This window comes from Aquamicrobium sp. NLF2-7 (genome assembly GCF_022359935.1).
In the GTDB taxonomy this organism is placed as follows: domain Bacteria; phylum Pseudomonadota; class Alphaproteobacteria; order Rhizobiales; family Rhizobiaceae; genus Mesorhizobium; species Mesorhizobium lusatiense.
Genome location: NZ_JAKSED010000004.1, coordinates 94,612 through 120,479 on the forward strand (window position 1 = coordinate 94,612; position 25,868 = coordinate 120,479).

Here is a 25,868-nt window from a genome sequence, read left to right on the forward strand (position 1 = left end):
GAGTGGTTATAAGATGTAGTGAATCGATTATCTCAAATGCGAATTGATAACTGCCTTTCGTCAGGCCGATACTTAAATCATCAAGATAAACAAGGGCCAAGAATCAATATATTTCAGTATATATTTGGAAGGGAGGTCATTTCAGCACTTGTCTGCCCAGGTCAGACCAGCGAGTCCAATGCCGGGCACGACTTTCATCCGAACTCCCTCGCCGCTGGCCGCCAAAATACCAGCAGGCGAATCCGCCCTCGTGCAAGGAGCTATATAACAGCCATTCAGGCGATTGTTCGGTCAACTCGCCTCAGGCGTGGTCGAGCCGCGAGCCTTTCTTGTGGTGCTTCGGGATCCCTTTGCTCCCTCAGAAGCTCTCTTTGCGGGCGTCCGCTTCTTGCGCGGGGCTGGGATCGGCGCGATGGGCTCGGATGCCACACTCTCTACCGGTGCCGCATCGGCCGCTGCCCGAGCCGTTTGGCCCTTTCGACCCAACCCGAGCTCCTTGGCCACCTTTCTGCGCTGTTCAGAATAGGACGGCGCCACCATCGGATAATCGTGCGGGAGCTTGTATCGGATCCGATATTCTTCCGGGGTTAGACCATGGGTCGACAGATGTCGCTTGAGCGTTTTATATGGCTTTCCATCGATCATGCTCAGGATATGATCCCTCGATGCTAGGCTCGTGCGGACCGGCACAGCGGCGACATACTCCGGCTCCTGGTCCGGCTGGGATTCGACCTCGACAGCGACATTGTCGTCGCCCTCGGCAAGTGCTGCCCGCGTCGTCCGGATTAGATCGGCCAGCCCGTTGGCGGGGACCGCGTTATTCGTGACATAAGCGCTCAAAAGCTGCACGGTCAGGGTTGTGAGGTCAGGTCTATCACCGTCTGGCATTCGTCTTTCCCTTGGTTGTGTTGAAGCCCATGTCGTCCGGCCGCCCGAATAACCCAGCGGTGTCGATGCAACCTGCTTTGAATTGTCACATATGTCAAAGTTCGATTGGCGTGGGTGTCGTCGCGCGCCCACTTAGCTGAACTTCAGCTTTATGGTTGGTCGCTTGGGAGCAGTTGTCGGTTGCTCTGCCGGCGGTCTGCGCCCAAGGCCGGCGCTCTTTGCCAGAGCCGATCGTGCTGCCGAGTAGTTCGGAGCCACCATGGGATAGTCCACCGGGAGCTTCCACTTCTCTCGGTACTGCTCCGGTGTCAAATCGTGATGCGTGGCAAGGTGGCGCTTCAACGATTTGAACTTTCTACCGTCCTCGAGACAGATCAGGAAATCCGGTGTTATTGATTTGCGGACAGGCACCGCTGGGACCGGCTTTGCTTCCGGCTGCACGGGACGTGATGCTGCCAAAGCCTTGACGATCGCCGAATATGTCTCGGCGATGAGGTCTGGCAGTTGACCCATGGGAACGGCGTTGTTGCTGATATACGCGGCCACGATCTCAGCGGTGAGACCGACGATTTTGGCTGCGTGCGGATGCTCTTCAGTCATTTTGTTGTCCGGCTCCGTTACTGTCGCGGCGCCATTGTCGGTACGGGAGGAATAAGTCTTCGCATAGACTCTCGTCGCCCTGGCAGAACGGCTGCAAGGCTGTTTTCTGCGACCTCCTTCTTCCGAATAATATGGCCCGGCGAAAAACCGCTTCTTTTCTCGTTAACGTGGCTCCCTTGTGCCAGCCCTGATTGGACTGATCAACTCGCTCTGAGACCAAATTATTGTAATGGCCGTCCTCGTTCGAGCCCGACCTGGCAGCGCTTCCACGGCCTGCGCACGCCGGTGATGTCCTCCCAGGCCGCTGAACATGGACCGAAGTTCCTTCTGCCGACGAAATCAGTGTTTTTGGAGAATGCGCCAGGTTCCGCCGTGCCACTTGCGAGCGGCAGGCCGCAAGGGAGGCTGCGCCGCGGCTGAAGCCGCGCCCTTGCGCCCCTTGCTCTTCGCGGCTGTTGCGGGGTGTTCCGCAAACTATGCGGAGGCGTTAATCTGAAGGAAAGGCCCGGCAAAACCGGCCGGGAGAGGAAAATGGAAAAAGCGGATATAGAAGAACTGCGCGGCCGGGTCGGCTGTGCTGCGGTGCTGGAGACTGGCGGGTTTGCGGTCGATCTCAAGGAGAGCACGCGCAAGGCGGTGAAATACCGCCGCGGCGACCACATCATCATCGTCATTCATGACGGGAAGGGCTGGTTCGACCCGTTGTCCGACGCCAAGGGCGATGTCTATTCGCTGGTCCAGCATCTCGACGGCTGCGATTTCCCGGAAGCCTTCGTGCAGGTCGCCTCCCTGGTCGGCTTCGAGCCGAGCGAACCCGAATGGAAGCGCCGGTCGCGTGAGACCGTACCCGACCTGTCGATCCCGGACCGATGGGCGGCGCGCCGCAAGCCATGGCGCGGATCGGCGACCTGGCGCTATCTGCGCGACGAGCGGCATATCCCCGAGCAGGTCATTCGGACCGCCATTGGCCAGAACGTTCTGAGGGAAGGGCCGCGCGGCAGCATGTGGGCCGCGCACACAGATGCGACGGGTGTGGTCATGGGCTGGGAGGAACGTGGTCCCGAGTGGCGGGGCTTTGCGGCCGGAGGCAGCAAGGTGCTGTTCCGGCTCGGTTCGGAGACCGCCGCTCGCGTCTGCGTCACCGAGGCGGCGATCGACGCCATGAGCCTTGCGGCCATCGAGAAGGTCAGGCGCGATACTCTTTATGTTAGCACCGGCGGCGGCTGGTCGCCGGCCACCGACGCCGCCATCCGGCTTCTAGCCGCGCGGCCGGATTTCCGCCTTGTCGCGGCCACCGACGCCAATCCGCAAGGCGAGGTATTCGTCACGCGTCTGCGCGAGCTTGCGGATGAAGACAACTGTGAATTCCAGCGGTTGAAGCCGGATTCCGACGACTGGAATGCGATGCTGCAGGAGGCGGCAAACGCTTGATCGGGCAGATCACGAGGCCCTGCGCTCATGGAGCGCGATTGAGGATCGCAAGCCCGACCTTTGCCGTCGTCATCTCGATCCGCAATGGCGCGTCAAGCCTTGACTCTGCCCCTTGTCGCAGAGCTTCGAAATCGGTCCCTTGAGCCTCTGGCGTGTAGATCTCCAGGACGATCTCGCCGGTGCGTTCGTCCGCATAGGTCCCCTGCAGGCCAGGGAATTTCCCCCGGAGCCATTCCAGATTGTCGCTGTGGAGCTTCCGGAGTTCTTCTCTCGTATGCATCTGGCTAGCAATGAACTCTACAGTCAGGGGTTCGCCGCAAACCGTAAGTGCGCGTGCTTCCACCGGTTCGTCTCCGGTGAGGCGCAAGACGAGCCTGCTTTCGGCGCCCTCCTGCTGATCCCAGAATAGACCTGCTAAGCGTGACGCATAGGTCTGTCGCAGGTCTTTCACGAGCGCATCAGCCCCTGCCTGGACCCGGAGGATACTCGCCCGCTCCGGCGTGTCTGCATCCAGAATTGGCGTGGAACAGTCCAGAAGCGGATCGACCCGGGCCGGGTCTTCAGTCCCACCTGCAATGGCGGGAACCGTTCCGAGACAGATGAATGCAATGGCAAGAGCGTGTTTCATCCACACATGACAACCGCGCCGTGCGGCTAAATTAGGGAAGGGAAAGGGGAGAGGAGAAGCAAACCCGGCTGCCGCATGCCCGCCGGTCGCGTCAAGGGTGAAGCTTCGCCCGGCTGAAGCCGGCCCTTGACCCGCCCGGGCGGAGAGGCGGGCGCCCGAAGGTGTTTTCAACACCCAAGGGGGCAAGACAATGGAACTAAAGCAACGGTTGGGCGCGATCCTGCGCGCCCTGCACATCTCCGAAATCGAATATTCCTTAAGTGGTGGCGGCGATTCCGGTGAGACAACACTGGAACGGGTCCGATTCAGGGACGATCCAACCAGCCACGACCTTCCGGACATTCCGATCTTCATCTCCGATACCGGACAGATCCGGCGCCTGCCTGAGCTTCTGGAAAACATCGTTGCAAACGCCCCCGAAGGCGACTGGGTCAACAACGAGGGGGGCTACGGCACGGTCTATGTTCGCCCATTCGAGGACGAGGAAGATCTCGCGATCGAATGCGACATGACATTCCGCGAGGACGGCGACTATGGCGATGACGAGGATGATGGGGCTTTCTCCGACGACGAGCCTTTCGATGGCGATCAGAATGAGGTGGACCTGCCTGTTCAGGCGGTTGTCGCCGGGGAAGTGTCGCCATGACCCGCCGGACCTGGAAGCGCCTCAAATCCGACGCCTCGTCCTTGCTGTTGAATGCGTGTCCATGGCTCGCGCAGCGGCCCTCAGAACTCGCCGCATTTGCCACCGTGGTGGCGTTCACCGAGATCAAGCTTCTTGCGGTTGCAAGCGATGGCCGGATCGAGGCGGAAATTCGCACCGTACCATCGATCGGCAAGGATGTTCTTGCCCGGGAATTGGCAGATTTGATCGCCGAAACGGCGGCCGACTATGCCTCCAGCCCACGACCGGCCAGCTTTCCGGCCTTCGGAGACTGGGTCGAGCGCCAGGGCTTTTCGGAGATGAGCATCGCGCTTCTCTCGACCGATGCCAAATGGCAGGAGTTGACCGCGGTAGCCGAAATCATCGCCAAGGCGATCATGACCCTTTCCGCACGATCACAGGCACTTGCCATGGCCCATATGGGCAGTGTTTTTCGCCGCGATCTGCCGGACGCCATGTTCCTGCGGTATAGCCTCACGCCGGTGGCGGCGTGGTTGCTCGCAACTGAGACCAGCGGTCACGTGAACCGTGCAGACATCCTTCTGCGCCGCCGGCAGGCGATGGTTCTGTACAGCGCGCTTTCGGGAACTTTGCTGGACGAGGAAGTCACACGAGCCATCGATGCTGGAATGCCGCTCGCGCCGCTTCTGACGAAGCGCCATAATCTGACAGTGGCGGAACTTCGGGCCATGCGCCAGGGACGATCCCTGCGACACGCCATCGAGATACCAACGGACTTCCATGTCGCCGTCCAGGAACTCAAAGCGCATGAGGTGCCGCTGCACGAATGGCCGGGCGAAGGCAGACCGGCTCAACCCGCGGCCTGGGAACGGTCGATCTGGGTGCGTGGTCAACGACAGCACCTGATCAGGTCAGATTATCTTGACGCAAATACCGCCGGTGTCACCGATGCCCTGAATGCTTTACGCGACGATCTCCTGTGTCCCCTCGTCACGGAACGTATGCGGCTGAGAGGTTACAAGCCCGACGGCAAGCTTCACCGTTTCATCAGCAGCATCGAACTCGATGGCACCAACGGTGGGGGCGAGGCGAGACAGCGTCTGCTCGCTGCGTTGCGCAAGGCAATTGTTGGCTCGCGCCGTCCGAAGGCTTTTCATGAAGCCGTCGGTCTCTGGCACAGGCGTGTCGCCTCATTGTCCGCCCTACGGCATGAGCGCCGCGCCGAACAGCCCGGATGGCCAGCTCTATGCCCGCCCTGGCAATCCGGTTGCGGACGCTTCGAGATCGTGGCGCTGTCGTGGGCAACCGATCTCGTCGAGGAAGGCCGCGAGCTCGACCATTGCGTCGGTGGATATTACGAGATCTGCCGCCGCGGCGATACGCAGATCCTCTCGCTGAGAGAAGACGGCAGACGAGTTGCGACCGTGGAACTGAAGCTCGGTTCCGACCTTTCCTCGATCACCATCGAGGTCGGTCAGTTCAAGGCGCGTCGCAACGCGGCGCCGCCTGCACATCTGCATGATCCGTTGCGCTCGTTTCTTCGAGCGATCCGCAATGGCGACCATCCGGTCAATGCCTCCCGTATTGCCGTCTATCGCAAGAAAATGCGCGACACCTGGGATGGCGGGTGGACCAGCAAAGCCCTGTCGATCGACCATGCACGTGAGGTCTTCGACTTCTACCTACCGTTATTGCCGCGGGGCACGCCATCGAATTTCGATGCGTGGGCTAAGGAAGCGGGCCTCGTCGCGGCCATCGATGCGACGCTTGCCCATCTCGAAGCTCCGCCACGACAACTGTCGCTCACTCCCAGTCCACTGCGCTTTTCCGAGGAGACCAATCATGCATCCCTATGATCACGCCCGCTCGTCTGCCCGCATCCATGGTGGTGTATGGCAGGACTATTTTGCCCTGCATTCCTGGTTCGACGCCAGCAAGGCTGTCCTTTGCCGGTTCACCCACCGGGCATTGCGACATCACCTTGAAGGCGCTGCCGAGGCAATGGCGCATTTCGGCGCCGACATCCGAAACAGCGATGGCGTCGATGTCGATACTATGACGCTCGGCCTGCAGCACCTCGAGGAAGATTGCCCGCACACGGTCCATGCCAGGGACTGGCTCGTTGGCTTCGATGCGCCGGATTGGCTGCCTGCCGAATTACCGGATGCAGAGGATCTGGCGCAGGCAAGCGTCATGCGCTTCGGCGGGAAGGTTTCCGACTTTCTGCCGCTCCATCGCTGGTTTCTGGCGACCGCTGGCTGGGCCGACGGCAATGAGCATCTGGCGTTTCGCCATCACGCATTCGGCGTCTTCGAAGCCGAAGCGCGTTTTGGCCCGGTGATCCTCATCGATGACCGGCGCGCAGTTCCTACCCGCGTTGTTGCCGAGCGCCATGTTCAGGAGGTTCTGGGCCGCGTGCCGCCCGCAACCGAGTTCCTGCGACGGATCAGGGGTGAACGCTGGATGTTGCAGGCGACCTCGCCCCGAAAGCTCGGTCTCGACTTTCCACCTTCCCAGATCACTCAGGAGGTCAACCATGTCAGCGCATGATGTTCGTCGGTACATTGTCCTCTCTACAAGCCATGTCAGTGAGGAAACTGCCAGACGTCTCGACAACATTCCAGCCGGTGACTGGCCGTGTCTTGGCGGACCCTATGGCCAGTATGGCTGGTTTCTCTACGCCCATGATGAGAACGCCGGGATCGGCAAAGACGAAATCCCCGCGGATCTTTTCACGGTCATGACCTGGACCCGCAAGCAGGGATACGATTACCTGCTTCTCGACTGTGACGGGGACGAGGTTGAAGAATTGCCCCGCTTCGACTGGTAGGTCAGGCGGCAACGTCGCCCTTATAGGATCGGCTTCCCTGCCTGTTCCACAACCGAAATGAATATCGAAGAGGGTAGCGCCAGCGACAAAGGCGTCGCGGGGACGGCGACTGCGGCATAGCACTCGTACCAGTCGGCGGCCCGATCATATTTGGCGTCGATGAAGAGCCGCGTCCCGCCAAACTGTGTCGACACGCCGATGCATCGAGGTGCTGCTGCAATCATGGTGTGGGCAGGTCAGGAGCTTTCGGGGTTGGAATTGAATAACCCATCATGATAGGTTATCTGCGTCTTTGGTCACACTCTATCGCGCATACGGCCCGAGCGTCGTTATTCTACCGACGATCATGATCCGGTGCATTTGCATGTGTTCGATGACGGCCAGGTCAAGATCAATCTGATTTGCCCGGATGGCGTGCCGGATCTGATCTGGGCTGAAGGCATGAAACGAAACGTTGTGCGCCGCCCAATGCAGATTGTCACCGAGCAGCGTCCAAGCTTTCTGGACAGATGGAGGCAAATCCATGGTTGAGCTGACGGATATGGAAATCGACGCCGCCATGGAACGCGGCTGGATTGCGTAGGAAACGGAGCCGCGCGCAGCATCGGCCCGTTACGACAAGCGGAGTGGTCGGGTCATCGTCGATCTGACGAATGGATGTACCTTCGCTTTTCCGCCACGCATGGCGCAAGGACTGGAAGACGCGACCGACGACCATCTCGCCGCGCTTGAAATCCTGGGCCGTGGCTACGGCCTGCATTGGGAGGCCCTGGACGTCGATCTTTGTATCCCGGACTTGCTGGCGGGGTTCTTCGGGACGAAAGCATACATGGCGCGGCGTGCGGGACAGGCGACTTCGCCAGCAAAGGCCGCTGCGTCACGGGCGAATGGCGCGAAGGGCGGCCGGCCGCGCATGACATCTCACGGCTAGAAGGCAGATCGATCAATGGGCCGTCGTTGCAAGTCGCAGAAATATCCGTTCTATTCCTCGCTCTCGCCCCGGCGCCAGCGGGATGCCTTCATTCGCCTCCGCTGGAAGGTGCTGTGTGACAGGCCGGTCTATGGCGGCATGTTCACCAGCCATCAGGTTCTCGATGAACCGGGCAGGCCGGCTCTCTACAATCAATGGTTCGACTTCGTGTTCCCCGGTCTCGACGGTCGCACGATCTGGAATGCCGAGATCATCACGGCGCGCAAGGATTTCTGGGACAAGGTCGAGGCGATCGCCTGGGACCGGGCAACCGCGTTGATGAGCGAAGAGGACCGCGAGGAAGAGTTTCGGATGGATGTTGTGCCGATATTTGTCGGCCGTCATAAGATATATCGGTCGGTGCAACGCAAAAAGCAGCGGTATCCCGCCTTTGGCGATCTCACGTTTCGCGAATACGAGGAGCAATTGAAAGCGCAGATCATCGCGAACGAACCGCCTGCCGTTCATGAGCGTTTTAAGTCCGATCGGACGTATCGCTATGGCATCGGCGTCAAGCTGGTCGTTGATGCGGAGGAGATCGACCAGGCGGCCGTCGAGGCGGCGATAGAGCGTTTCCGCGTCGCAGGGGAGGGCGACTGGACAGCACCAACCCCTGTGCCCCGCGAACGAGTTCCGGCCGAAACAGAAAATGCCGCACTTGCGGCACTGAAAGATAACAGCCTGGCCACCTAGCATCGGGCAATGGCCTCGTGGCGGAGTGGTCACGCGGGGGATTGCAAATCCTCTCCAGCCCCGGTTCGAATCCAGGGCGAGGCCTCCAAAACCCCGCGCCGTCAGCGGGAGATAGCGTTACGTGAAACCACTAACGCTCGCATTTGCGGGTATCGAAACTCGACTAGATTGGTGAGATAGGAAACACCGAAAAACAGACTCAAAGGTGGATCTTTTTGTATCTCGCACGGCATCCTGTTTTCTGACGCCTCCTTTCCCTGTTTCACAATACCGTCGTTTATCTGGTGTTTCCTTCAGAAATACCACTTGACGTTAGGTTTCTGTCTGGCACAATCGCAACCTCTAGTCAGGTGTAGTTGTAGCCAAGTCAATTGCAAAGGGCAGGGGGAAGATATGCCTCATTGGATCGTAAGTGCAGACGTGTTTTCGGAATTCAACCGCGAATGCGGCGCGCTTGATGCCTCAGAATTGCGGGCCCGCCTGGAAGCCAAGGCCATTGCGGCCGATGACTATTTCCTGCCAGGTCAGGGTTTGACCGAGGCGGATTACGCCGATATCGAGGCGCTTGCCCGTCACAATGGGTTCGATGAGGCGTTTCATTTCTGGCGGCCGTTCCCGAATGGGCCACGGGCCCCGCGGTCGCTCACACACAAGCATCAGCCATATAACAGCTTGATCTCGATACCGCAGGAGCAGCCCGACGGCTCTTTTCGCGCAAACCTGCTGATAAGCACCGGCAACGAGCTGATCTCCGATCATGTGACCGGACAACACGTGCAGGGCATGGTTCTGGTTGAAGCGTGCCGGCAGATGTTCATCGCCGTATCCGAGCTTTGCCACATGGAACACGAGGACGGCCGTCGCAGCTATGTCGTGTTCAACAAGATGGAGGTTGCCTTCAAGGCATTCACCTTCCCGATCCCCGCTGTAATCGAATATCGCGCCCTTTCCTGCACTTCGCCTCGATCGGATCGGATGAGCATCACGGCGCAGCTGAACGTCATGCAGAACGAAACGGTCACAACAACTCTGGCCGTCGATTACACGCTCTTTAACGCCACCCGACTTCAGCAAAAGGAGGTTGCCATGGGCATTAAGGCGGTCAAGACATATGCCGGATTCCATGCCTCTACCTTGCAGGCACGGGCACTTCAGCAGGCCGCCGAGTAGAACACCATGGCTCGCAAAAACAAATGCATCGCATTCTTCGATGTCGATGAAACCCTCATCGCTACGAAGAGCATGTTCGACTTTCTTGGCTTCCTTGGAGACAGGGAAGCCGCGATCGACGGCGCAGCGATCACGGCTGAAATGCAGCGTCTCAACAAAGAGGGCGTCGATCGCGCGTCAATTAATGTTCGATTCTGGCGCCACTTCTCCGGGCTCCGAAGCGCCACTGTGCAGAGTCTTGCGAGGGAGTGGTTTGCCGAACGGCAAGGCAAGTCCTCACGATTTTACATCCCTTCCGGCCTGGACCGATTGGAATTTCATCGATCGAGGGACGATGTCATCGCGTTTGTCTCAGGTTCTGCGTGTGTCATTCTCGAGCCGGTCGCCCGCCAATTGGGGGCCGAATATATCCTTGCCACACGCTTGGTAGAAAATGACGGCATCTATAATGGTGAAATCTTGCCACCTGTCATGATCGGCGTCGGCAAACAGGTCGCAGCGCAGCAGCTCGCCCGATCGCTGAACATCAATCTTGCCGATTGTCACGCTTATGGAGATCATTGGACGGATCTTCCCTTGCTCGAGGCCGTCGGACATTCAACCGCGATCGGTATGACGGGAGAACTTGCCAATATTGCGCGCGCCCGTGGTTGGTCCGTTCTGCCGGGGCTCGAGGAGTTTAAAAGGGAGGGGGCGGCGGCATGAATGCGCAAATCGTAGGCAAATCGGTGCTGATGATCGGACTTGCCGGCTGGATGACGCTTGCGGTGCTCAACAACATCGCTGACCCGAACACCAATCGTTTCCATCTCGGAACGATGTTCGAAATGACTCTGCTCACCGGCGAGCCGAACGGTCTTGGGCAAGATCTTCTATGGCGGGCATTTCCGCGCTGGATCGCTCCGGTCGTCCTCTGGGGCGTCGCAATTTTCCAGGTTGCGATCTCTGCCTACCTTTGGAAAGCCGCGTGGGGCTGCGCCGTATCAGCATTGCGTGGTCGGCGGACCCTGCCCGACGATGTCCGCGATACGTCAATCCGTGCCCTGACCTGCTTCATGGCACTGTGGCTATGTTTCATGTGCGGGGGAATGTGGTTCGGATATTGGATCAAGCAAGGAGCGATCCAACAAGTCCACATGACGCTTCTGTTGCTTAGCATTCTCGCCATACTTTTTGTCGGAAACCGCCAGTTTGAAGGAGACCCTGACAGCATGTCGGGCCACGCGTCCGATTGACGATTCACCACGCCAAGCGTAGATGACACTGAACGTCAGATAGAGATTCAGAGTTGTCATCATGAACGGTCATTCGGGAAGAATGCAAATCGGTGAGCTGGCTGAACGCACGGGCGTCAGCCATCGCACCATCCACTATTACGAACGCATTGGTCTGATGAAGCCGGCGGAGCGGGAAGGAGCGGGATATCGCTACTACGACGATGAATCGGTGAAGCGGCTGGAAAAGATCGCAGTTCTGAAACAGCTCGGGCTCAGCCTCGACGACATCGCCAGTGTCATTGATCTGTATTTCTCTGATCCGAGCGGGATAAAAGGAAAAGAAAAGGTGCTTCAGATACTCGAAACCCAACTCACTAAGACGGCCATACAACTTGGCGAGCTCTCGTCCTTCAAGTGCGAGCTCGAGGCGAATATCGAGCGGATGAAGGGCCTGATCCATTCAGCCCGCGACACTTGAGCAGGCAAGGTTACGAAGCGCACCCTCATGCCTTCAATCTCTACCTGACGTAACATATAGATAAGGTCCCCGCCTGATGGCGCTACGCAACTACACATTTCTCGGCCTGCTGATGCTCTGCGGCTTCGCAATCGTGGGGCAGCTATACGTCACCATCCCTCTCGTACCGCAAATCGCCGCAAACTTCGGTGTCACGGCGTCCAAGGCAGCGCTTGCCGGTACCGCGTTTGGGTTCGCCTATGCCGCCGGTTTCCTGATCCTTGGACCGCTAACAGATCGCTTCAACCGAAAGCGAGTTATTCTGGCAGGGCTGATCCTGACCGCGATTGCTACCATTCTGGTGGGCATGGCAAACAGCTTTGGCCTGCTTCTGATCCTGCGCGCCGTCCAGGGGCTTGCTGCTTCGTTGTTTCCACCGGCCGCCCTCTCCCTAATCGCAGAAGATCTTCCACAGGCGCATCGCCCGCTCGGGATTTCCCTGATGAGTTTCGCGTTCCTCGGAGCAGCACCGCTCGCACAGTTTTTTGGCGGAGAGATCGGCGACCTGTCTCTTATCATGTTTGCCATCGTTCCACTTTATCTGATTGGTGCCGTCGGTCTGCAATTCACCACCAATGCAGGGCAGGGCGGCTTGAAGGCTGCGGGGCCAACCACCCGTCCCAAACCCGGCATCGGCTCACTTCTGCAAAACGCGGCGATTCCTCCCGGCTGGCTTGCCGCATTCACTGTGCTGTTCAGCTTTGTCATGTTCCACAGCGGTGCGCAGGCGCTAAATGACGGGCTTGCGATAGATCTTCAGAGCCTGCGCCTCGTCGGCTTGCCACCTCTGTTGCTGACCATCGCAGCAGCTCCGGTCACTCGTCGTTTTGGTCCCTCCGTTACCGCGCGTCTCGGCCTGGTGATTATGGTATTTGGATTAAGCCTTGCCGCGCTCGGCACTTCGGTGGCCGTGCTTGCCGCCAGCGCCATCGTGTCCGCTGGCGTTGCATTCGCGGTTCCCGGCCTGATCGGCACGGTCGCCTCGGAAGCGACGAACGATAATCGCGGCCTCGCGCTAGCTGTCTACACGTTCAGCCTTTTCCTCGGCGCCAGTGTCGCTCCGCCCGTGGCCCAGGCCCTGGCCGCCTATGGCAGCGGGCCGACCTGGCTCCTGCCGGCAATCACGCTGGTTGTCGCTGCTCTCGTCATCACCATCAGCATGCGCCGTAAGACCACCTCTATGTCGACCGCAAAGTGAAGGAGCCCTCCATGCCAATCACACGCAAAGCAATCGCAGCGGCCATTCTCGGCCTTCTCACCGGCGCCGCCGTCACGAACGGCGTCTCGGCTGACACCAGGAAAGGCAAAACCATGTTAACTGAAGCCATCGATCAGCAACCGGTTTCCGCGTTGATCACCCAACATATGCCTGCCGCCTATCAGGCGGCTTCCCGTCGGAACGTCACAGTCGATGGAGAGGAGGCCGAACTGGCCCGCTATGAGCGTTCAGACGGCCGTAATGCCGCACTTGGCGGCGAGCATTTCAGTACGATCATCGCAAGCAACGGCCGCCTCAAGGGCTTTGCACGGATGGATCTCGATCTGGTCGGCGGCGCATTGCCGTCTCGTGAGGAGACCCGGGAAATCGCGATGGATTTCCTCGCAAAAGCCGCGCCTGATCTTCTCCCGGTGTTAAAAGTGAGCTGGATCGAGCCTCACCACGAACCCCTGCGCGTCACGCGTAATGGCAGCACGGAGAAGCTTACCCTTACCGGCATGAAGATGAAAATGCGCAACACCGCAGATGGTCTGTGGATGTGGGTGATCGTCGGTGCTGACCGCAAGGTCATGGTGTTTGAGCGAGATATTCACTGGATCACCTTCCCAGGGCATCGCGGAACGGAGAAGTGGCTGCACGATGCATGGCTCGAGGAGAAGGGCATTGCCGCGCGCTCGACCTGATCTCCCAAACGAGATTGATGGCGGAATGAACCGCCGCAAGTCGCTGCAACTTGCCGGCATCGCAGCCTTTTCCGCCGCGATAGGCTCCATATCCATGTTTGGCAGGCCTCGCGCAGCGCCCGTATCAACTCATGCCAAGGAAATTGATAGAATGTCGGACCAAACGCCTATGCGTGCCATCAACCCGGCAGGCAGCACCATTCCGAACATCTCGCAGGCGATGCTGATCGAGAGCAATAAGCTGTTGTTTCTGTCCGGCCATGTGCCTCTGAATGATGACGGCGTTGTCGCCGGTTCGTCACTTGAGGTCCAGCTTGACCAGACCTTTCTCAATTTAGGAAAGACCCTTGCCGCTGCTGATGCAGATTTCTCCAACGTCGCGCGCATGACGATCTATGTGCGCGATCTCAAGCCGGATGAATTACCGGTGATACGCGCCGTGCGCGATCGGCATATCAATCGCGATCGGCCACCTGCCAGTGCGCTTATCGGTGTTGCTGAACTCTTCAGCCCGGACATCCGTGTAGAAGTAGATGCGATCGCCGCCCTATGATCATGGATCTAGGCGCGAATAAACAAGAAAACGCAACGCGTCCAACGGCTTTGGACGCGCCACCTTCATGCACCTGTCGGGCATGTCGCATCAGGTAGTCACTGAGGTCCGCCTGTGCGCAACCCAACGTCTCCCGGTTGTGAGACCTTGCGGTCAGCTGTTCGGTCCAGGCCGGAAGCGTCATTCGCGCTGGGCAAGCGCGCGTGCTGCGCTACGCAACTTCGCGTTTGGCTCTGGCGGATTGTCGAGGAGGTCGAGCAGGAACCTCGTCTGTTCTTCATCGAGACTGATCCGCTCGGCTTTCTCGATTACGGTGTCAGCCGCCTGCAGAGCGTTGCGAAGCACAAACTCCTTCAAGCTCGTGCGCTCAAGTGTCGCCGCCCGCATCAAGCGTGCCATGTCGGATAGCGGAATCTGCATGTGAAAGAGGCTTGTATTTTCGGCTGCGGCTCTAGGCAATTCCTTATCCTCGTCTGCGGTGAATATGCCAGTGCAGGCGCCGATTTTTGATCGTATTTTCGACGCAAATACAAATGAGGAAACGAAGGAGAGGGAAGAAGGAGAGGGCGTGCCGCATGCCCGCCGATCGCGTCAAGGGTAAAGCTTCGCCCGGCTGCGCCGGCCCTTGACTCGCCCGGACGGAGAGGCGGCCGCGGGAAGTGGTCAGGAAGGGCTGAAGATGATGGTGATCCGCGAGGGATGAACCGCGCTCCGGCCCCGACGAGGCTGAAGGAGCCCGCCAATGACTTTTTCCCCCATCCGCAAGATCTATTTCGGGATCGCCGACCGTCGGCAGATGTTCCGCCTGTTCGATCGTCACGCCCAACGCCCCAGCCGATGGGAGGGTGACGACAGCGCGCTGTTTCGCGGAGAATGGTTCGAGGTTGGAAAGATCGAGCACGACTATATGCTCGATATCCTGCCCCCGTTGTGGATGCGCGGCGAGATGTTCGCCATGCGTGAGTTTCTCACCGGCTCGATCACCAGCGTTTTCTACACGCTGCGCATCGACGGCAGGTTCCGCTACTTCCACGCCTATTGCGACCTCTCCATCGCGCGCTCTCCGGTCGAGATGCGCGACGCCATCGTCGACCGCGAGTCGTGGCCGGTCAAGGCGATGACGCATGAGGAGCGCCTCGAGCACATTTGGAGCGCCACCCATGATGAATATCGCGGCTATGCAGGAGAACAGTGGCTTCCGGTGAATCGGGGCAAGCGTACGGTTCTCTATTATGGTGGGCGTCGGGGCACGACGCTGAAGCTGCTGGAAGACCTCACCGACGATGAGATCGCGGCGAAGCTGCCGGTGCATCTGCGGCATCTTCCCGAACGCATCGCGGCGTGAGGTGGATCATGTTCACCTTTCCGGTCGATCAGGTGCGCGCCGTCATCGCGCGCGGACAATCCGACGCCGCGGCCAATGGCGGCTTCCGCAATCCCTATTACGGGCTTCGGCCTGGCGAGGGCGAAATCCCCGGCCTGTGGCTGGTCGGGGACGAAGGGGTCTATCTGCTTTCGAACGGCAAGCTCGCGGAGGGGCAGAAGGCCCTCGTTTGCTATGCCGATGAGTGCAACCCTTCGACCAATCCCAACTACTGGCACTACAAGCGCCGGTATTTCGGGGGCGATGACGGCATCGACTTCCTTGATGCCGTCGAGGTCATGCGCCTGCTCGATGCCATGCCCGATGCCACCCATCTGCGGGTTGAGATGACCGACACCAGCATGTCGCTGACGCCGGTTCACATGCCGATCCGCCCCTGACACTTCCCCCTTTTTCGCGTGCGAGCAGCCGCCGGTCATGACCGGCTTCGCTGCTTCGCGCGCCCTCACTCAGGAGAACATCCCCATGTCACACGACGATCCTTTCACCCTCGACATGTTCGGCAGCACGTCGATTTCATCCGGGCTCGGCCTCGGGGTCACGGCCTTCGGCAGTGATTTTGCGGCCAATGATGACGATGACGATCCAACACCGTCCTCGCCGGGGCCTGTCGCGCCGGCACAGCTGGTTGGACACCGACCGACTGTCTCGCCAGGCCCGCGCGTCGCACAGAACTTCCATCTCGACGCTGACCGCAGTCTCGCTCGTGGCTGGAAGGAGCGAGCTCGCGACAACGTTGCGGCAATACGGCTGGCCGGCGAGATTGAGGCTGAAGAGCGCCCGGCCACAGTGGAAGAACAGGCGCAGCTGATCCGCTTTACCGGCTTCGGCGCGTCGGATCTTGCCAATGGCGTCTTCCGTCGCCCCGGTGAGATCGAGTTCCGCGAAGGCTGGGACGAGATCGGTTCCGCACTCGAGGATGCCGTTGGCGAGATCGACTATGCCTCGCTCGCCCGCTGCACCCAATATGCCCACTTCACCCCGGAGTTCATTGTCCAGGCGATCTGGACCGGGCTTCAGCGTCTCGGATGGCGCGGGGGCAGGGTGCTCGAACCCGGTATCGGCACGGGCCTGTTCCCGGCGCTGATGCCTGAAGCATTGCGCCACCTTTCGCACGTCACCGGCGTCGAGCTCGACCCGGTGACGGCACGCATTGCCCGTTTGCTGCAGCCCCGCGCGCGCATCGTCACCGGGGATTTCGCGCGCAGCGAGCTGCCGGCGAGTTTCGACCTCGCCATCGGCAATCCGCCGTTCTCCGACCGCACGGTACGATCTGACCGGGCCTATCGTTCGATGGGCCTTCGTCTGCACGACTACTTCATCGCACGATCCATCGACCTGCTGAAGCCCGGCGCGTTTGCCGCCTTCGTCACCAGCTCCGGAACGATGGATAAGGCCGACAGCACCGCCCGCGAGCATATCGCGAAGTCGGCCGACCTTATCGCAGCCATCCGCCTGCCCGAAGGCAGTTTCCGCGCCGACGCCGGCACGGATGTCGTGGTCGACATCCTGTTCTTCCGCAAGCGCAAGGTCGGTGAGCCGGAGGGCGATCTCTCCTGGCTCGATATAGACGAGGTACGGTCGGCGACCGACGATGAAGGCGCGATCCGGATCAATCGCTGGTTCGCGCGTCATCCCGACTTCGTGCTGGGTACGCATGCGCTGACCTCGGGACCGTTCGGCGAGACCTATACATGCCGTCCACACAAGGGCGAGGATCTCGCTGCCGCGCTATCGGCCGCCGTCCTTCTCCTTCCGGAAGCTCTCTATGACGGCGAACCCACCCCGGTCGATCTCGAGTTGGAGGGCGATGTCGACGGCGGCATCGCCGATCTGCCCTCCGATCGCCATGTGCGCGAGGGCAGCTATTTTGTCGACAATGCCAAGGGATTGATGCAGGTCATTGATGGCGAGCCCGTTGCAATCAAGGTTCGAAAGGGCCGCAGCGGCGACGGCATCCCGGAAAAGCATGTCCGGATTATCAGCAAGCTGGTACCGGTGCGCGACGCGGTTCGGGAGGTACTGAAGGCGCAGGAGTTCGACCAACCCTGGAAGGATCTTCAGGTCAGGCTGCGTATCGCCTGGTCGAGCTTCGTGCGGGAGTTCGGTCCGATCAACAGCACGGTCGTTTCCATCACGGAAGACTCCGAGACCGGCGAGACGCGCGAAAGTCATCGGCGCCCGAACCTCCAGCCTTTCGTGGATGATCCAGATTGCTGGCTGGTGGCTTCCGTCGAGGACTATGACCTCGAAAACGACACCGCGAGTCCCGGTCCGATCTTCACCGAGCGGGTGATCTCGCCGCCAGCGCCGCCGGTCATCACCTCGGCCGCCGATGCGCTCGCCGTCGTGCTCAACGAGCGCGGCCGCGTCGATCTCGACCATATCGCCGAGCTGCTGCACCGTGACCCTACCGATGTCGTCGCCGAGCTCGGCAGCGCCATCTTCCGCGACCCTGCCGACGGATCGTGGCAGACGACCGATGCTTATCTCTCCGGTCATGTCCGCGACAAGCTGAAGGTCGCCGAAGCCGCCGCCGCACTCGACCCTGATTATGAGCGAAATGTCACGGCGCTGCAGGGTGTGCAGCCTGCCGATCTCAAACCCTCCGATATCACGGCGCGTCTCGGTGCGCCGTGGATACCGGCCGCCGATGTCGTCGCCTTCGTCAAGGAGACGATGAACACCGACATCAAGATCCACCACATGCCTGAACTGGCGTCATGGACTGTCGATGCGCGCCAGCTTGGCTATCTTGCCGTTGGCACATCGGAATGGGGAACGGACCGTCGTCACGCCGGCGAATTGCTCGCCGATGCGCTCAACAGCCGGGTGCCGCAGATCTTCGATACGGTGAAGGACGGCGACAGCGAGAAGCGTGTGCTCAATGTCGTCGATACCGAGGCGGCCAAGGAGAAACTGCAAAAGATCAAGACCGCGTTTCAGAACTGGATCTGGTCCGATCCGGATCGCACCGACCGGCTGGCGCGGGTCTATAATGACCGGTTCAACAACATCGCCCCGCGAAAATTCAACGGCGATCATCTCAAGCTTCCAGGCGCCTCGGGCGCCTTTACTCTTTATGGGCACCAGATGCGCGGTATCTGGCGCATCATCGCGGCAGGCTCAACCTATCTGGCCCATGCCGTCGGCGCCGGCAAGACCATGACCATGGCGGCCGCCATCATGGAACAGCGCCGGCTCGGACTGATTGCCAAGGCCATGCAGGTCGTTCCCGGTCATTGCCTGGCACAGGCGGCACGCGAATTCCTGGCGCTCTATCCCAATGCCCGCATTCTCGTCGCCGACGAGACGAACTTCACCAAGGACAAGCGGGCACGGTTCCTGTCGCGCGCGGCGACGGCGACCTGGGATGCGATCATCATCACGCATTCGGCATTCCGGTTCATCGGCGTCCCTTCCGCTTTCGAGCAGCAGATGATCCATGACGAGTTGGAGCTCTACGAGACGCTGCTCACCAAGGTGGAGAGCGATGACCGTGTTTCGCGCAAGCGCCTTGAACGCCTGAAGGAGGGACTGCAGGAACGGCTCGAAGCGCTGTCGACGCGAAAGGACGATTTGCTAACCATCGCCGAGATCGGCGTCGACCAGATCATCGTCGACGAGGCGCAGGAGTTCCGCAAACTCTCCTTCGCCACCAACATGTCGACGCTGAAGGGTGTCGATCCGAACGGCTCGCAACGGGCCTGGGATCTGTTCGTCAAATCCCGCTTCATCGAAACGAAAAATCCGGGCAGGGCGCTCGTTCTGGCGTCCGGCACCCCGATCACCAACACGCTGGGCGAGATGTTCTCGGTCCAGCGGTTGATGGATCACGCCGCCCTGATGGAACGCGGCCTTCATGAGTTCGATGCCTGGGCGTCGACCTTCGGCGACACCACGACCGAACTAGAGCTCCAGCCTTCGGGCAAATACAAGCCGGTCTCGCGCTTCGCCAGTTTTGTCAACGTCCCTGAGCTGATCGCGATGTTCCGCTCTTTCGCGGATGTCGTGATGCCGGGTGACCTGCGGCAATATGTGAAGGTGCCGGCGATCTCGACGGGCAAGCGCCAGATCGTCACCTCGAAGCCGAGCTCCGCGTTCAAGCGCTACCAGCTTGTGCTCGATGTCCGCATCAACGCGATCGAGGAGCGCGAGCGTCCGCCCGAGCCGGGCGACGACATCCTGCTCTCCGTCATCACCGACGGCCGCCATGCGGCGATCGACCTGCGCCTGGTCGACGCCGACAATGACAACGAGCCGGACAACAAGCTCAACAATCTCATCTCGAATGCCTATCGCATCTGGCAGGAGACCGCTGGAAACGCCTATGTCCGCCCAGACGGCAAGCCGTTCGAATTGCCGGGCGCAGCACAGATGATCTTCTCCGATCTCGGCACGATCAATGTCGAGAAGACGCGGGGGTTCTCGGCCTATCGCTGGATCCGCGACGAGCTGATCCGAATGGGCGTGCCGCCTTCCGAAATCGCCTTCATGCAGGACTACAAGAAGACCGAGGCCAAGCAGCGCCTGTTCGGCGATGTGCGCGCCGGCAAGGTCCGCTTTCTTCTCGGCAGTTCGGAGACGATGGGCACCGGCGTCAACGCCCAGCTTCGCCTGAAGGCGCTGCACCATCTCGACGTGCCCTGGCTCCCGTCGCAGATCGAGCAGCGCGAGGGCCGCATCGTCCGCCAGGGCAATCAGCACGATGAGGTGGATATCTTCGCCTATGCAACAGAGGGCAGCCTCGACGCGACGATGTGGCAAAACAACGAGCGCAAGGCCCGGTTCATCGCGGCGGCGCTGTCAGGCGACACCTCCATTCGCCGGCTCGAGGATATGGGTGAGGGACAGGCCAGCCAGTTCGCTATGGCCAAGGCTATCGCCAGCGGCGACCAACGCCTGATGCAGAAAGCAGGGCTCGAAGCCGATATCGCCCGCCTCGAACGCCTGCGCGCCGCTCATATCGATGACCAGCACGCTGTGCGCCGCCAAATCCGCGATGCCGAGCGCGATATCGAACATTCGACCCGGCGTATTGCCGAGATCGGTCAGGACATCGAACAGCTGGTTCCGACCACCGGCGAGGCCTTCGCCATGACGGTCGCGGGCAAAGTCTATTCCGAGCGCAAGGAGGCGGGCAGGGCGCTCATGAAGGAAATCCTGACCCTGGTGCAACTCCAGCAGGAGGGCGAAACGGTCATTGCATCGATCGGAGGTTTCGATCTCGAATATGAGGGTCAGCGCTTCGGCAAGGACGGCTATCGCTACACCACCATGCTGATGCGCACCGGCGCCGATCATGAGATCGAGCTTTCCATGACGGTCACACCGCTGGGAGCCGTCTCACGCCTCGAAAACGCACTCGGTGACTTCGAGCGGGAACAGGAGCGCTATCGCCAGCGCCTCGCCGACGCCCGCCGCAGGCTGGCATCCTATCAATCCCGTGGAGAGGGTGATGAATTCAGCTTCGCCGGCGAGCTGGCGGATAAGCGCAGGCAGCTCGGAGAGATTGAGAAGGCGCTGGCCGAGGATATTGATATAGGCGACGGGGCGAAGCAGGCGGCATAACCCAGACAACGAAGCCCGTGGCTTGCGCCAATTCTGTATTTTCTGTATTATTCGACGAAGACAGAAAGGCTTGAGTCATGGACACCGTCACAACCGTCGAATTCATGCGTCATTTCGGGCGCTATCATGATGAGGCCAAGAAACGGCCGATCACGCTCACCAAGCATGGTCGGCCTTCGGTCGTGGTCATGCCGGTGGAGCTTTATGAGAAGCTGAAAGGCCACGCCGACCCGCGCCGCGCCTATAAGGCCGGCGAGATGCCCGACGATCTTGCTGCCATGTTCCTGGAGCAGTTGGAGAAGGATTCCGCCGAATACCAGTCCTCGACCGATGAGTGACGGCTTCCGGCGCGGAGACATCGTCTCCTACCCCTATCTCTGGCGCTGGCAAGTCGACGAGAACCCGGACCGGGAGCATGGGGAAAAAGATCGCCCCGTCTGCATGATCCTGACCATCGTCGACAAGCAAGGGCTGACGCACCTGCTCCTGCTGCCGATTTCGTCGAAGCCGCCTTTCGACGGGCAGCAGGCTATCGAGATCCCCACGCTTGAACTGCGCCGGGCGAAACTGACGGGATATGCGCGTGGCTGGATCACCATCAGCGAGTGCAACTACGATGTGCTCGAACGATCCTACTATCTCGACCAGAGTCAGGCTCCGATTGGCCGCTTCAGCGAGGCCTTCCTTGAAACGATCCGAAAAGCCTTCGCACCGTTTCTGGCGACCGGATCGGCGCGGATCAATCGCACCTGAACACCCAAAATCGGTTAGGCAAAGTCCGATCGCTCCATGAGCAGGACCCGCCCGCTATTGAGGAAGTTGCTCGGGCTGACAGCGGAACATGGCGAGCCGTCCATTCGACGTGTTGACGCTTCACAGCAAGTGTGTTCCTGTTATGTTCCTTAGACAGGGACGGGCTGATTTTTGTTCTCCAATGCCAGGGCTCTATTTCGCCATCGCAATTTCAGAACCTATTTCATCGGCACCACTGCATCGATGGTGGGGAGCTGGATGCAGAAAATTGCAGTCGGCTGGCTGACCTGGTCGATGACGGAATCGAGCTTCTGGCTCGGCGTCGTCGCATGTGCCGATCTGCTTCCCATAGTGCTGCTCAGTCCCATTGCCGGTGTGCTCGCAGATCGGGGCCACCCAAGATTGATAATGATGGGCGCGCAGGGTGTGGCGTTCGTGCAAGCCGTGGCGATCGCCATCCTGTTTTCGATTGATCTACTGAGCATCGAGCTTCTGGTGCTGATGACGCTGATACATGGCCTGGCAATGGGCGTGAACCAGCCGGCCCGCTTGATGGTGATCGGAAAACTCGTCCCGACGGAGGAACTGCCAACATGCATAGCTGTGAACGCCGTCGCATTTAATCTGTCCAGATTCGTCGGGCCGGCCCTTGCCGGTTTTTGGATCGCAGCCGGAGACATGAGTGTCGTGTTCACTCTCAACGCCGTCAGCTTTCTTGTTTTTCTTGTTGCTTTGTCCACCTTGAAGCTCGACCCGAAACAGACCACGGGGCGAACTGGAACCGGGTATTTTGGAGATGCCCTTGAGGCATTTCGATTCACCACATCCCATCAAGGGCTGCTCCCGACCCTGGCTTTGATGACGATTTCGTCGCTCTTTCTGCGACCAGTCGTCGAACTGCTGCCGTCAATCGCTGACACCATCTACGGGAGCGGTGCCGGGACTCTTGCCCTGTTCAGCTCCATCATGGGGCTGGGCGCAGCCGTGAGCGGTGTCTGGATGGCTTCCAATGCGAGGCAGTCGCCCTTCGACACGATTCTTCTGGCCTGCACCGCGATGAGCGTATGCACAGGGCTACTTGTGCTCATTGGCAATGAGATTGCGGGAGCGGCGATTTCTTTTATTGCCGGGGGTGGCATGCTCGCTTCGTCGGTCAGCACCCAGGTTCTGATGCAGATCCAGACGCCCGAAGCGCTCAAAGGGCGCGTTCTCAGCTTTTACGCGCTGATATTCATTGGTGGGCCTGCTCTGGGAGCGCTCATAATCGGCTTGGCATCAGATCTCGTTGGATTGCAAATGCCGTTCCTTCTGGCTTCAGCCCTGACGTTGGCAGCGACGCTGTTAACTTGGGCGCGCAGTGCGGGTATCAAACAAGGATTGAAGTAACATTCGGGCGCACAGGACGGCCCAATTCCGGGGGATTTTTCGACCGTTGGTGCCGTATTTGCCGAAATTCCGATCTGCCAAGCATAATCCGCCTATTCGTCTCATGGTGATGTTCTTGAAATTATCAATCGTCCTTCCGATCACCCTGCTGGCAGCGTCCTTTGCGATAGTCCCGTCGCACGCGGCCGATCTGGTTTTGCCCATCACCTTCGACAAGCGTTCGATACCTATGGTCAACTTGGAAATCGACGGGACATCACATGTGCTGAACCTCGATACGGGTTCGGAGGAAGGGTTGCACCTGCGTCGCGACCTGCTGGACCGCATTGAAGGTGTCCGCTTCATTGGCGAAATGCAGCGCTCCAGCGACATGGCCGGCAATGTTCAGGAAAACGCCCGCTTTGTGATTGATGAGCTTTCGGTGGCCGGGCGCATTTTCGAGATATTCGCGGCGTCGAATTTTCCCCCTGGGGGATCACCGTGCGGGAGGATAGCTCGCTTCCGGAATCATCAGTGCTGGGTCTCGGGTTCTTCAAAGGACAACGCATCCTGATAGACTATCTTTCCAAAGAGCTGACGGTTTTCGATGCAGCGTCCGGTTTTGATCCGGACAGGGAGCCGGGCTGGATTGAGGTGCCTTTCCGTCACTCGGAGGAGGGGCTTGTGCTGGAAGCGATGATTGACGGCCGACCTCACGACATGGTGCTCGATACCGGGGCCACCATTTCTTTTGCGGTTGCCGATCGCATTGCAGATACCGCCGCTGCCGTGCCGTGCCAAAGCGTTTATGCAAGCCTGGAGCAAGAGGGATGCCGCCTCATTCCGGTTGACACCCAATTCGGCGACACCGCAGCTTCCGTCCATGCCTTCCTGATAGAGGACAGCCCCGGACACTTCGGGGCCACTGGCCTTCTCGGAGGTGACTTTCTGCAGCACCATGCGGTGTTTGTCGATTTCGCTGGAAAACGGATGTACGTGCGGCCGGACCAGAAGCCCCAAAGCTCCAGCCGCTAGGCCGATCTTTCGCCCTTGCCACCTCTCGCATCGCCGCTCGTCAAGCTGCAGCGTCGGCAAGCTGCCGCAACAGCTTGACGAATGGCTGGTTCGCACGCCCTTCGCGGTCTGTGCCGGGTCAACGATCTGCACCACCACCAAACGCTTTGATGGAACGACGGCAAGAGCCTGCTCGCCATAGCCGGACGCCAGGGCAGCGAACTTTGCCGATGACGGCAGCCGATCAGGACTGGAAGCCGAAGCGGCGGAACATTTCAGGCGGGCAGGGGGCGACTGGCTCCATTGAATCGCCAATGGCGCTGTTCCCGAGCGGATGTCGGGCGTTCTCGCCATCGCAGATATAGCCCTTGCCATCCGGCAGACCGCATACGGCATCGCTCTTTCTGACCAGAGCGAGCCCACCGCTATCTTTGCCGCGCCAGACTAGGCATCCCGGTATCCGATTGGCCAGTGCTCTCGGCAATTCAGACCTGACCGCCTGCAGTGACTGGTCGTCGCAAATCGTAAGGGTGTCAGCGCCGTTGGTCAGCGGGATGTCCTTGCCCATTTGGCGATCGCGAATTTCGACGAGCTTGCCCATCGTGCAACCTTGGACATCGATGAAGTCGAGCGTGATCGGTCGCGGCGGAGGGGTCATTATATTGGTTTGCCACCAATTGACGACATAGAGGCCGATAATGGCCGCTGCCACGACGCCACCGATCCACCATGCGGCTTTCTTAAGCATCCGGGGCGACCATGTAGACAAATCGAATATCACCGACCTGGAATGACATCCGTAGCCATCCCGTCGTCTCGCCGACACGGCACCTGAAAGCGCCCTCCTCGATATCGTCGAACGGGACATGGTCTTTCGCGTGAGCGACAAAGCCCTCTATGCACGCAGACGTCAGCTTGCTGAACTGGGACATCAGAACTGGGAGCTGATTCCGTGCCTCCGCGAAGGCTGGTTCCACATCCAACGCCTCGGACGCGGATACGGCCTGTGCTTGCAGGTAGGCTGTCAATTCCTCTGGTTGCGATTGCAGATCAATGAGTTCGGAGATGATCGTCTGGTGCCGGTCATCGCCTTCGATCGCCTGCACTGAGATGTCGCACCATTCGTGATCTTCGTCCTCATGTGACCAGCACGCGGTCGCATTCCTGACAGAAGCCCCGTTGTTCAGTGTCGGATCCTTCAGATCGCAGGTGCACTTTTCCCGCGCCGCGTCGGCCGCCATGGATATGGCCGACCAAGAAAATACGGCGACAGCAATCGCAACGGCAGCCATGTATTTGAGCATCGATCCCCCCTCTGAACCCGTGGGCAGCATACCCTCAGGGAGACGAAGGCGAAAGGCAGCGGTCAGGGTGGCTTCAACCAAGGCAGATGGGCAACCCTGAACCCACGTGAGGCGACCAGAGCCCCGGCGGATTTCTGCAGCGAGAAGCCGGGAGGCAATCTGAAGACGTCGAAATCGGCCGTACGGCGGGTATCGGGATCCTGCTTGTGTGCAGCGTGGAACCTGGCGGGATCAATGCGTTCGAGCTTTCCGGATGCGATGCGCATGATTTCGTAATCAGGCAGTCCGGCCGCTCCCGTCCACCACCCGTGCACCAGATTGTCTTTGCCGCCGACGATGACGTAGGCACAGGGCTCGCCTGGTCTCATGCGTTCGTGCGCGATACGGAATTCTTCGTTGACGCCTCGTCCCTGCGCTATCAAATCATCTGAGCGCTAACGCAATTGCGGCGCG

29 protein-coding genes, 1 tRNA gene and 1 pseudogene are annotated in these 25,868 nt (G+C 59.8%); 24 read left to right on the forward strand and 7 right to left on the reverse strand.

Annotated features, from left to right (window positions below; genetic code table 11):
* Positions 1–291: 291 nt before the first annotated feature.
* Positions 292–888 (reverse strand): MucR family transcriptional regulator, encoded by a 597-nt coding sequence (locus MIC97_RS20625; RefSeq protein WP_239801844.1) that lies wholly within the window; start codon positions 886–888, stop codon positions 292–294.
* Between the two features lie 132 nt (positions 889–1,020).
* On the reverse strand, positions 1,021–1,488 hold the full coding sequence (locus MIC97_RS20630) for a MucR family transcriptional regulator (protein WP_239801845.1): 468 nt from the start codon (positions 1,486–1,488) through the stop codon (positions 1,021–1,023).
* A gap of 531 nt (positions 1,489–2,019) precedes the next feature.
* On the opposite strand from MIC97_RS20630, the gene MIC97_RS20635 reads away from it, so the two are divergent.
* On the forward strand, positions 2,020–2,919 hold the full coding sequence (locus MIC97_RS20635; protein WP_239801846.1) for a DUF3991 and toprim domain-containing protein: 900 nt from the start codon (positions 2,020–2,022) through the stop codon (positions 2,917–2,919).
* Positions 2,920–2,944: 25 nt separating this feature from the next.
* Here the strand turns inward: MIC97_RS20635 and MIC97_RS20640 are convergent, their stop codons facing one another.
* Positions 2,945–3,547: a hypothetical protein gene (locus tag MIC97_RS20640; RefSeq protein WP_239801847.1), complete on the reverse strand. Its 603-nt coding sequence runs from the start codon at positions 3,545–3,547 to the stop codon at positions 2,945–2,947.
* A 190-nt stretch (positions 3,548–3,737) separates the two neighbouring features.
* Between MIC97_RS20640 and MIC97_RS20645 the strand changes: the two genes are divergently transcribed.
* The 15 genes and pseudogenes from MIC97_RS20645 to MIC97_RS20715 all read left to right on the forward strand — a co-directional run bounded on the left by MIC97_RS20645 (position 3,738) and on the right by MIC97_RS20715 (position 14,024).
* Complete coding sequence (locus MIC97_RS20645) at positions 3,738–4,193, forward strand: hypothetical protein (RefSeq protein WP_239801848.1); 456 nt, start codon at positions 3,738–3,740, stop codon at positions 4,191–4,193.
* Positions 4,190–6,028 (forward strand): PcfJ domain-containing protein, encoded by a 1,839-nt coding sequence (locus MIC97_RS20650; RefSeq protein ID WP_239801849.1) that lies wholly within the window; start codon positions 4,190–4,192, stop codon positions 6,026–6,028. Before MIC97_RS20645 ends, MIC97_RS20650 begins: the two co-directional genes overlap by 4 nt.
* Positions 6,015–6,722 (forward strand): hypothetical protein, encoded by a 708-nt coding sequence (locus MIC97_RS20655; protein WP_239801850.1) that lies wholly within the window; start codon positions 6,015–6,017, stop codon positions 6,720–6,722. Before MIC97_RS20650 ends, MIC97_RS20655 begins: the two co-directional genes overlap by 14 nt.
* Positions 6,709–7,002, forward strand: coding sequence for a hypothetical protein (locus MIC97_RS20660; RefSeq protein WP_239801851.1), 294 nt, complete (start codon positions 6,709–6,711; stop codon positions 7,000–7,002). Before MIC97_RS20655 ends, MIC97_RS20660 begins: the two co-directional genes overlap by 14 nt.
* 366 nt (positions 7,003–7,368) lie before the next feature.
* Positions 7,369–7,533: a hypothetical protein gene (locus MIC97_RS20665; RefSeq protein WP_239801852.1), complete on the forward strand. Its 165-nt coding sequence runs from the start codon at positions 7,369–7,371 to the stop codon at positions 7,531–7,533.
* Positions 7,526–7,933, forward strand: a pseudogene (locus MIC97_RS20670) (DUF2442 domain-containing protein). Before MIC97_RS20665 ends, MIC97_RS20670 begins: the two are co-directional and overlap by 8 nt.
* A 138-nt stretch (positions 7,934–8,071) precedes the next feature.
* Complete coding sequence (locus MIC97_RS20675) at positions 8,072–8,665, forward strand: hypothetical protein (protein ID WP_239801853.1); 594 nt, start codon at positions 8,072–8,074, stop codon at positions 8,663–8,665.
* Positions 8,666–8,676: 11 nt separating this feature from the next.
* A tRNA-Cys gene (locus tag MIC97_RS20680) sits at positions 8,677–8,753 on the forward strand.
* Positions 8,754–9,058: 305 nt separating this feature from the next.
* Positions 9,059–9,835 carry an AfsA-related hotdog domain-containing protein gene (locus tag MIC97_RS20685; protein ID WP_239801854.1) on the forward strand — a complete coding sequence of 259 codons (777 nt, stop codon included), beginning with the start codon at positions 9,059–9,061 and terminating at the stop codon, positions 9,833–9,835.
* Between the two features lie 6 nt (positions 9,836–9,841).
* Complete coding sequence (locus MIC97_RS20690; RefSeq protein WP_239801855.1) at positions 9,842–10,540, forward strand: HAD family hydrolase; 699 nt, start codon at positions 9,842–9,844, stop codon at positions 10,538–10,540.
* Complete coding sequence (locus MIC97_RS20695) at positions 10,537–11,070, forward strand: DUF2165 family protein (protein WP_239801856.1); 534 nt, start codon at positions 10,537–10,539, stop codon at positions 11,068–11,070. Before MIC97_RS20690 ends, MIC97_RS20695 begins: the two co-directional genes overlap by 4 nt.
* Before the next feature lie 61 nt (positions 11,071–11,131).
* The gene (locus tag MIC97_RS20700) at positions 11,132–11,530 is read left to right on the forward strand and encodes a MerR family transcriptional regulator (protein WP_239801857.1); all 399 of its coding nucleotides are present in this window, start codon (positions 11,132–11,134) and stop codon (positions 11,528–11,530) included.
* A 76-nt stretch (positions 11,531–11,606) separates the two neighbouring features.
* Positions 11,607–12,767 (forward strand): MFS transporter, encoded by a 1,161-nt coding sequence (locus tag MIC97_RS20705; protein ID WP_239801858.1) that lies wholly within the window; start codon positions 11,607–11,609, stop codon positions 12,765–12,767.
* 11 nt (positions 12,768–12,778) lie between these two features.
* Positions 12,779–13,471: a hypothetical protein gene (locus MIC97_RS20710; RefSeq protein WP_239801859.1), complete on the forward strand. Its 693-nt coding sequence runs from the start codon at positions 12,779–12,781 to the stop codon at positions 13,469–13,471.
* Between the two features lie 25 nt (positions 13,472–13,496).
* Entirely contained in the window at positions 13,497–14,024 is a 528-nt protein-coding gene (locus MIC97_RS20715; protein ID WP_239801860.1) for a RidA family protein, read from the forward strand.
* A gap of 180 nt (positions 14,025–14,204) precedes the next feature.
* Here MIC97_RS20715 and MIC97_RS20720 read toward each other — a convergent pair whose 3' ends face one another.
* Positions 14,205–14,444 (reverse strand): DUF1778 domain-containing protein, encoded by a 240-nt coding sequence (locus tag MIC97_RS20720; RefSeq protein WP_239801861.1) that lies wholly within the window; start codon positions 14,442–14,444, stop codon positions 14,205–14,207.
* Between the two features lie 322 nt (positions 14,445–14,766).
* Here MIC97_RS20720 and MIC97_RS20725 point away from each other — a divergent pair, with 322 nt between their 5' ends.
* From MIC97_RS20725 to MIC97_RS20760, 8 genes are all read left to right on the forward strand, one after another.
* A complete protein-coding gene (locus MIC97_RS20725) occupies positions 14,767–15,369 on the forward strand; it encodes a DUF1419 domain-containing protein (RefSeq protein WP_239801862.1) in 603 nt (200 codons plus the stop codon).
* A gap of 8 nt (positions 15,370–15,377) precedes the next feature.
* Positions 15,378–15,788 (forward strand): DUF3085 domain-containing protein, encoded by a 411-nt coding sequence (locus tag MIC97_RS20730; protein WP_239801863.1) that lies wholly within the window; start codon positions 15,378–15,380, stop codon positions 15,786–15,788.
* A gap of 85 nt (positions 15,789–15,873) precedes the next feature.
* Entirely contained in the window at positions 15,874–20,979 is a 5,106-nt protein-coding gene (locus MIC97_RS20735; RefSeq protein ID WP_239801864.1) for a DEAD/DEAH box helicase family protein, read from the forward strand.
* A gap of 77 nt (positions 20,980–21,056) precedes the next feature.
* Positions 21,057–21,317 (forward strand): type II toxin-antitoxin system Phd/YefM family antitoxin, encoded by a 261-nt coding sequence (locus MIC97_RS20740; protein ID WP_239801865.1) that lies wholly within the window; start codon positions 21,057–21,059, stop codon positions 21,315–21,317.
* Positions 21,310–21,732: a hypothetical protein gene (locus tag MIC97_RS20745; protein ID WP_239801866.1), complete on the forward strand. Its 423-nt coding sequence runs from the start codon at positions 21,310–21,312 to the stop codon at positions 21,730–21,732. Before MIC97_RS20740 ends, MIC97_RS20745 begins: the two co-directional genes overlap by 8 nt.
* A 171-nt stretch (positions 21,733–21,903) precedes the next feature.
* Positions 21,904–23,118, forward strand: coding sequence for an MFS transporter (locus tag MIC97_RS20750; RefSeq protein WP_239801867.1), 1,215 nt, complete (start codon positions 21,904–21,906; stop codon positions 23,116–23,118).
* A gap of 115 nt (positions 23,119–23,233) precedes the next feature.
* Positions 23,234–23,671 (forward strand): hypothetical protein, encoded by a 438-nt coding sequence (locus tag MIC97_RS20755; protein WP_239801868.1) that lies wholly within the window; start codon positions 23,234–23,236, stop codon positions 23,669–23,671.
* Complete coding sequence (locus tag MIC97_RS20760; RefSeq protein WP_239801869.1) at positions 23,632–24,132, forward strand: hypothetical protein; 501 nt, start codon at positions 23,632–23,634, stop codon at positions 24,130–24,132. Before MIC97_RS20755 ends, MIC97_RS20760 begins: the two co-directional genes overlap by 40 nt.
* Before the next feature lie 223 nt (positions 24,133–24,355).
* On the opposite strand, the gene MIC97_RS20765 is transcribed toward MIC97_RS20760, so the two are convergent.
* From MIC97_RS20765 to MIC97_RS20775, 3 genes are all read right to left on the reverse strand, one after another.
* Positions 24,356–24,859, reverse strand: coding sequence for a hypothetical protein (locus tag MIC97_RS20765; RefSeq protein ID WP_239801870.1), 504 nt, complete (start codon positions 24,857–24,859; stop codon positions 24,356–24,358).
* On the reverse strand, positions 24,852–25,415 hold the full coding sequence (locus MIC97_RS20770; RefSeq protein WP_239801871.1) for a hypothetical protein: 564 nt from the start codon (positions 25,413–25,415) through the stop codon (positions 24,852–24,854). The genes MIC97_RS20765 and MIC97_RS20770 overlap by 8 nt, the downstream gene beginning before the upstream one ends.
* Positions 25,416–25,477: 62 nt before the next feature.
* Positions 25,478–25,783: a hypothetical protein gene (locus MIC97_RS20775; RefSeq protein ID WP_239801872.1), complete on the reverse strand. Its 306-nt coding sequence runs from the start codon at positions 25,781–25,783 to the stop codon at positions 25,478–25,480.
* Positions 25,784–25,868: the final 85 nt, after the last annotated feature.

What these genes read in the sequence shown, in the direction of transcription:
- MIC97_RS20625 (WP_239801844.1), bottom strand. Translation starts at nt 888, where the DNA reads ATGCCAGACGGTGATAGACCTGACCTCACAACCCTGACCGTGCAGCTT.
- MIC97_RS20630 (WP_239801845.1), bottom strand. Translation starts at nt 1,488, where the DNA reads ATGACTGAAGAGCATCCGCACGCAGCCAAAATCGTCGGTCTCACCGCT.
- MIC97_RS20635 (WP_239801846.1), top strand. Translation starts at nt 2,020, where the DNA reads ATGGAAAAAGCGGATATAGAAGAACTGCGCGGCCGGGTCGGCTGTGCT.
- MIC97_RS20640 (WP_239801847.1), bottom strand. Translation starts at nt 3,547, where the DNA reads ATGAAACACGCTCTTGCCATTGCATTCATCTGTCTCGGAACGGTTCCC.
- MIC97_RS20645 (WP_239801848.1), top strand. Translation starts at nt 3,738, where the DNA reads ATGGAACTAAAGCAACGGTTGGGCGCGATCCTGCGCGCCCTGCACATC.
- MIC97_RS20650 (WP_239801849.1), top strand. Translation starts at nt 4,190, where the DNA reads ATGACCCGCCGGACCTGGAAGCGCCTCAAATCCGACGCCTCGTCCTTG.
- MIC97_RS20655 (WP_239801850.1), top strand. Translation starts at nt 6,015, where the DNA reads ATGCATCCCTATGATCACGCCCGCTCGTCTGCCCGCATCCATGGTGGT.
- MIC97_RS20660 (WP_239801851.1), top strand. Translation starts at nt 6,709, where the DNA reads ATGTCAGCGCATGATGTTCGTCGGTACATTGTCCTCTCTACAAGCCAT.
- MIC97_RS20675 (WP_239801853.1), top strand. Translation starts at nt 8,072, where the DNA reads ATGTTCACCAGCCATCAGGTTCTCGATGAACCGGGCAGGCCGGCTCTC.
- MIC97_RS20685 (WP_239801854.1), top strand. Translation starts at nt 9,059, where the DNA reads ATGCCTCATTGGATCGTAAGTGCAGACGTGTTTTCGGAATTCAACCGC.
- MIC97_RS20690 (WP_239801855.1), top strand. Translation starts at nt 9,842, where the DNA reads ATGGCTCGCAAAAACAAATGCATCGCATTCTTCGATGTCGATGAAACC.
- MIC97_RS20695 (WP_239801856.1), top strand. Translation starts at nt 10,537, where the DNA reads ATGAATGCGCAAATCGTAGGCAAATCGGTGCTGATGATCGGACTTGCC.
- MIC97_RS20700 (WP_239801857.1), top strand. Translation starts at nt 11,132, where the DNA reads ATGAACGGTCATTCGGGAAGAATGCAAATCGGTGAGCTGGCTGAACGC.
- MIC97_RS20705 (WP_239801858.1), top strand. Translation starts at nt 11,607, where the DNA reads ATGGCGCTACGCAACTACACATTTCTCGGCCTGCTGATGCTCTGCGGC.
- MIC97_RS20710 (WP_239801859.1), top strand. Translation starts at nt 12,779, where the DNA reads ATGCCAATCACACGCAAAGCAATCGCAGCGGCCATTCTCGGCCTTCTC.
- MIC97_RS20715 (WP_239801860.1), top strand. Translation starts at nt 13,497, where the DNA reads ATGAACCGCCGCAAGTCGCTGCAACTTGCCGGCATCGCAGCCTTTTCC.
- MIC97_RS20720 (WP_239801861.1), bottom strand. Translation starts at nt 14,444, where the DNA reads ATGCAGATTCCGCTATCCGACATGGCACGCTTGATGCGGGCGGCGACA.
- MIC97_RS20725 (WP_239801862.1), top strand. Translation starts at nt 14,767, where the DNA reads ATGACTTTTTCCCCCATCCGCAAGATCTATTTCGGGATCGCCGACCGT.
- MIC97_RS20730 (WP_239801863.1), top strand. Translation starts at nt 15,378, where the DNA reads ATGTTCACCTTTCCGGTCGATCAGGTGCGCGCCGTCATCGCGCGCGGA.
- MIC97_RS20735 (WP_239801864.1), top strand. Translation starts at nt 15,874, where the DNA reads ATGTCACACGACGATCCTTTCACCCTCGACATGTTCGGCAGCACGTCG.
- MIC97_RS20740 (WP_239801865.1), top strand. Translation starts at nt 21,057, where the DNA reads ATGGACACCGTCACAACCGTCGAATTCATGCGTCATTTCGGGCGCTAT.
- MIC97_RS20745 (WP_239801866.1), top strand. Translation starts at nt 21,310, where the DNA reads ATGAGTGACGGCTTCCGGCGCGGAGACATCGTCTCCTACCCCTATCTC.
- MIC97_RS20765 (WP_239801870.1), bottom strand. Translation starts at nt 24,859, where the DNA reads ATGCTTAAGAAAGCCGCATGGTGGATCGGTGGCGTCGTGGCAGCGGCC.
- MIC97_RS20770 (WP_239801871.1), bottom strand. Translation starts at nt 25,415, where the DNA reads ATGCTCAAATACATGGCTGCCGTTGCGATTGCTGTCGCCGTATTTTCT.
- MIC97_RS20775 (WP_239801872.1), bottom strand. Translation starts at nt 25,783, where the DNA reads ATGAGACCAGGCGAGCCCTGTGCCTACGTCATCGTCGGCGGCAAAGAC.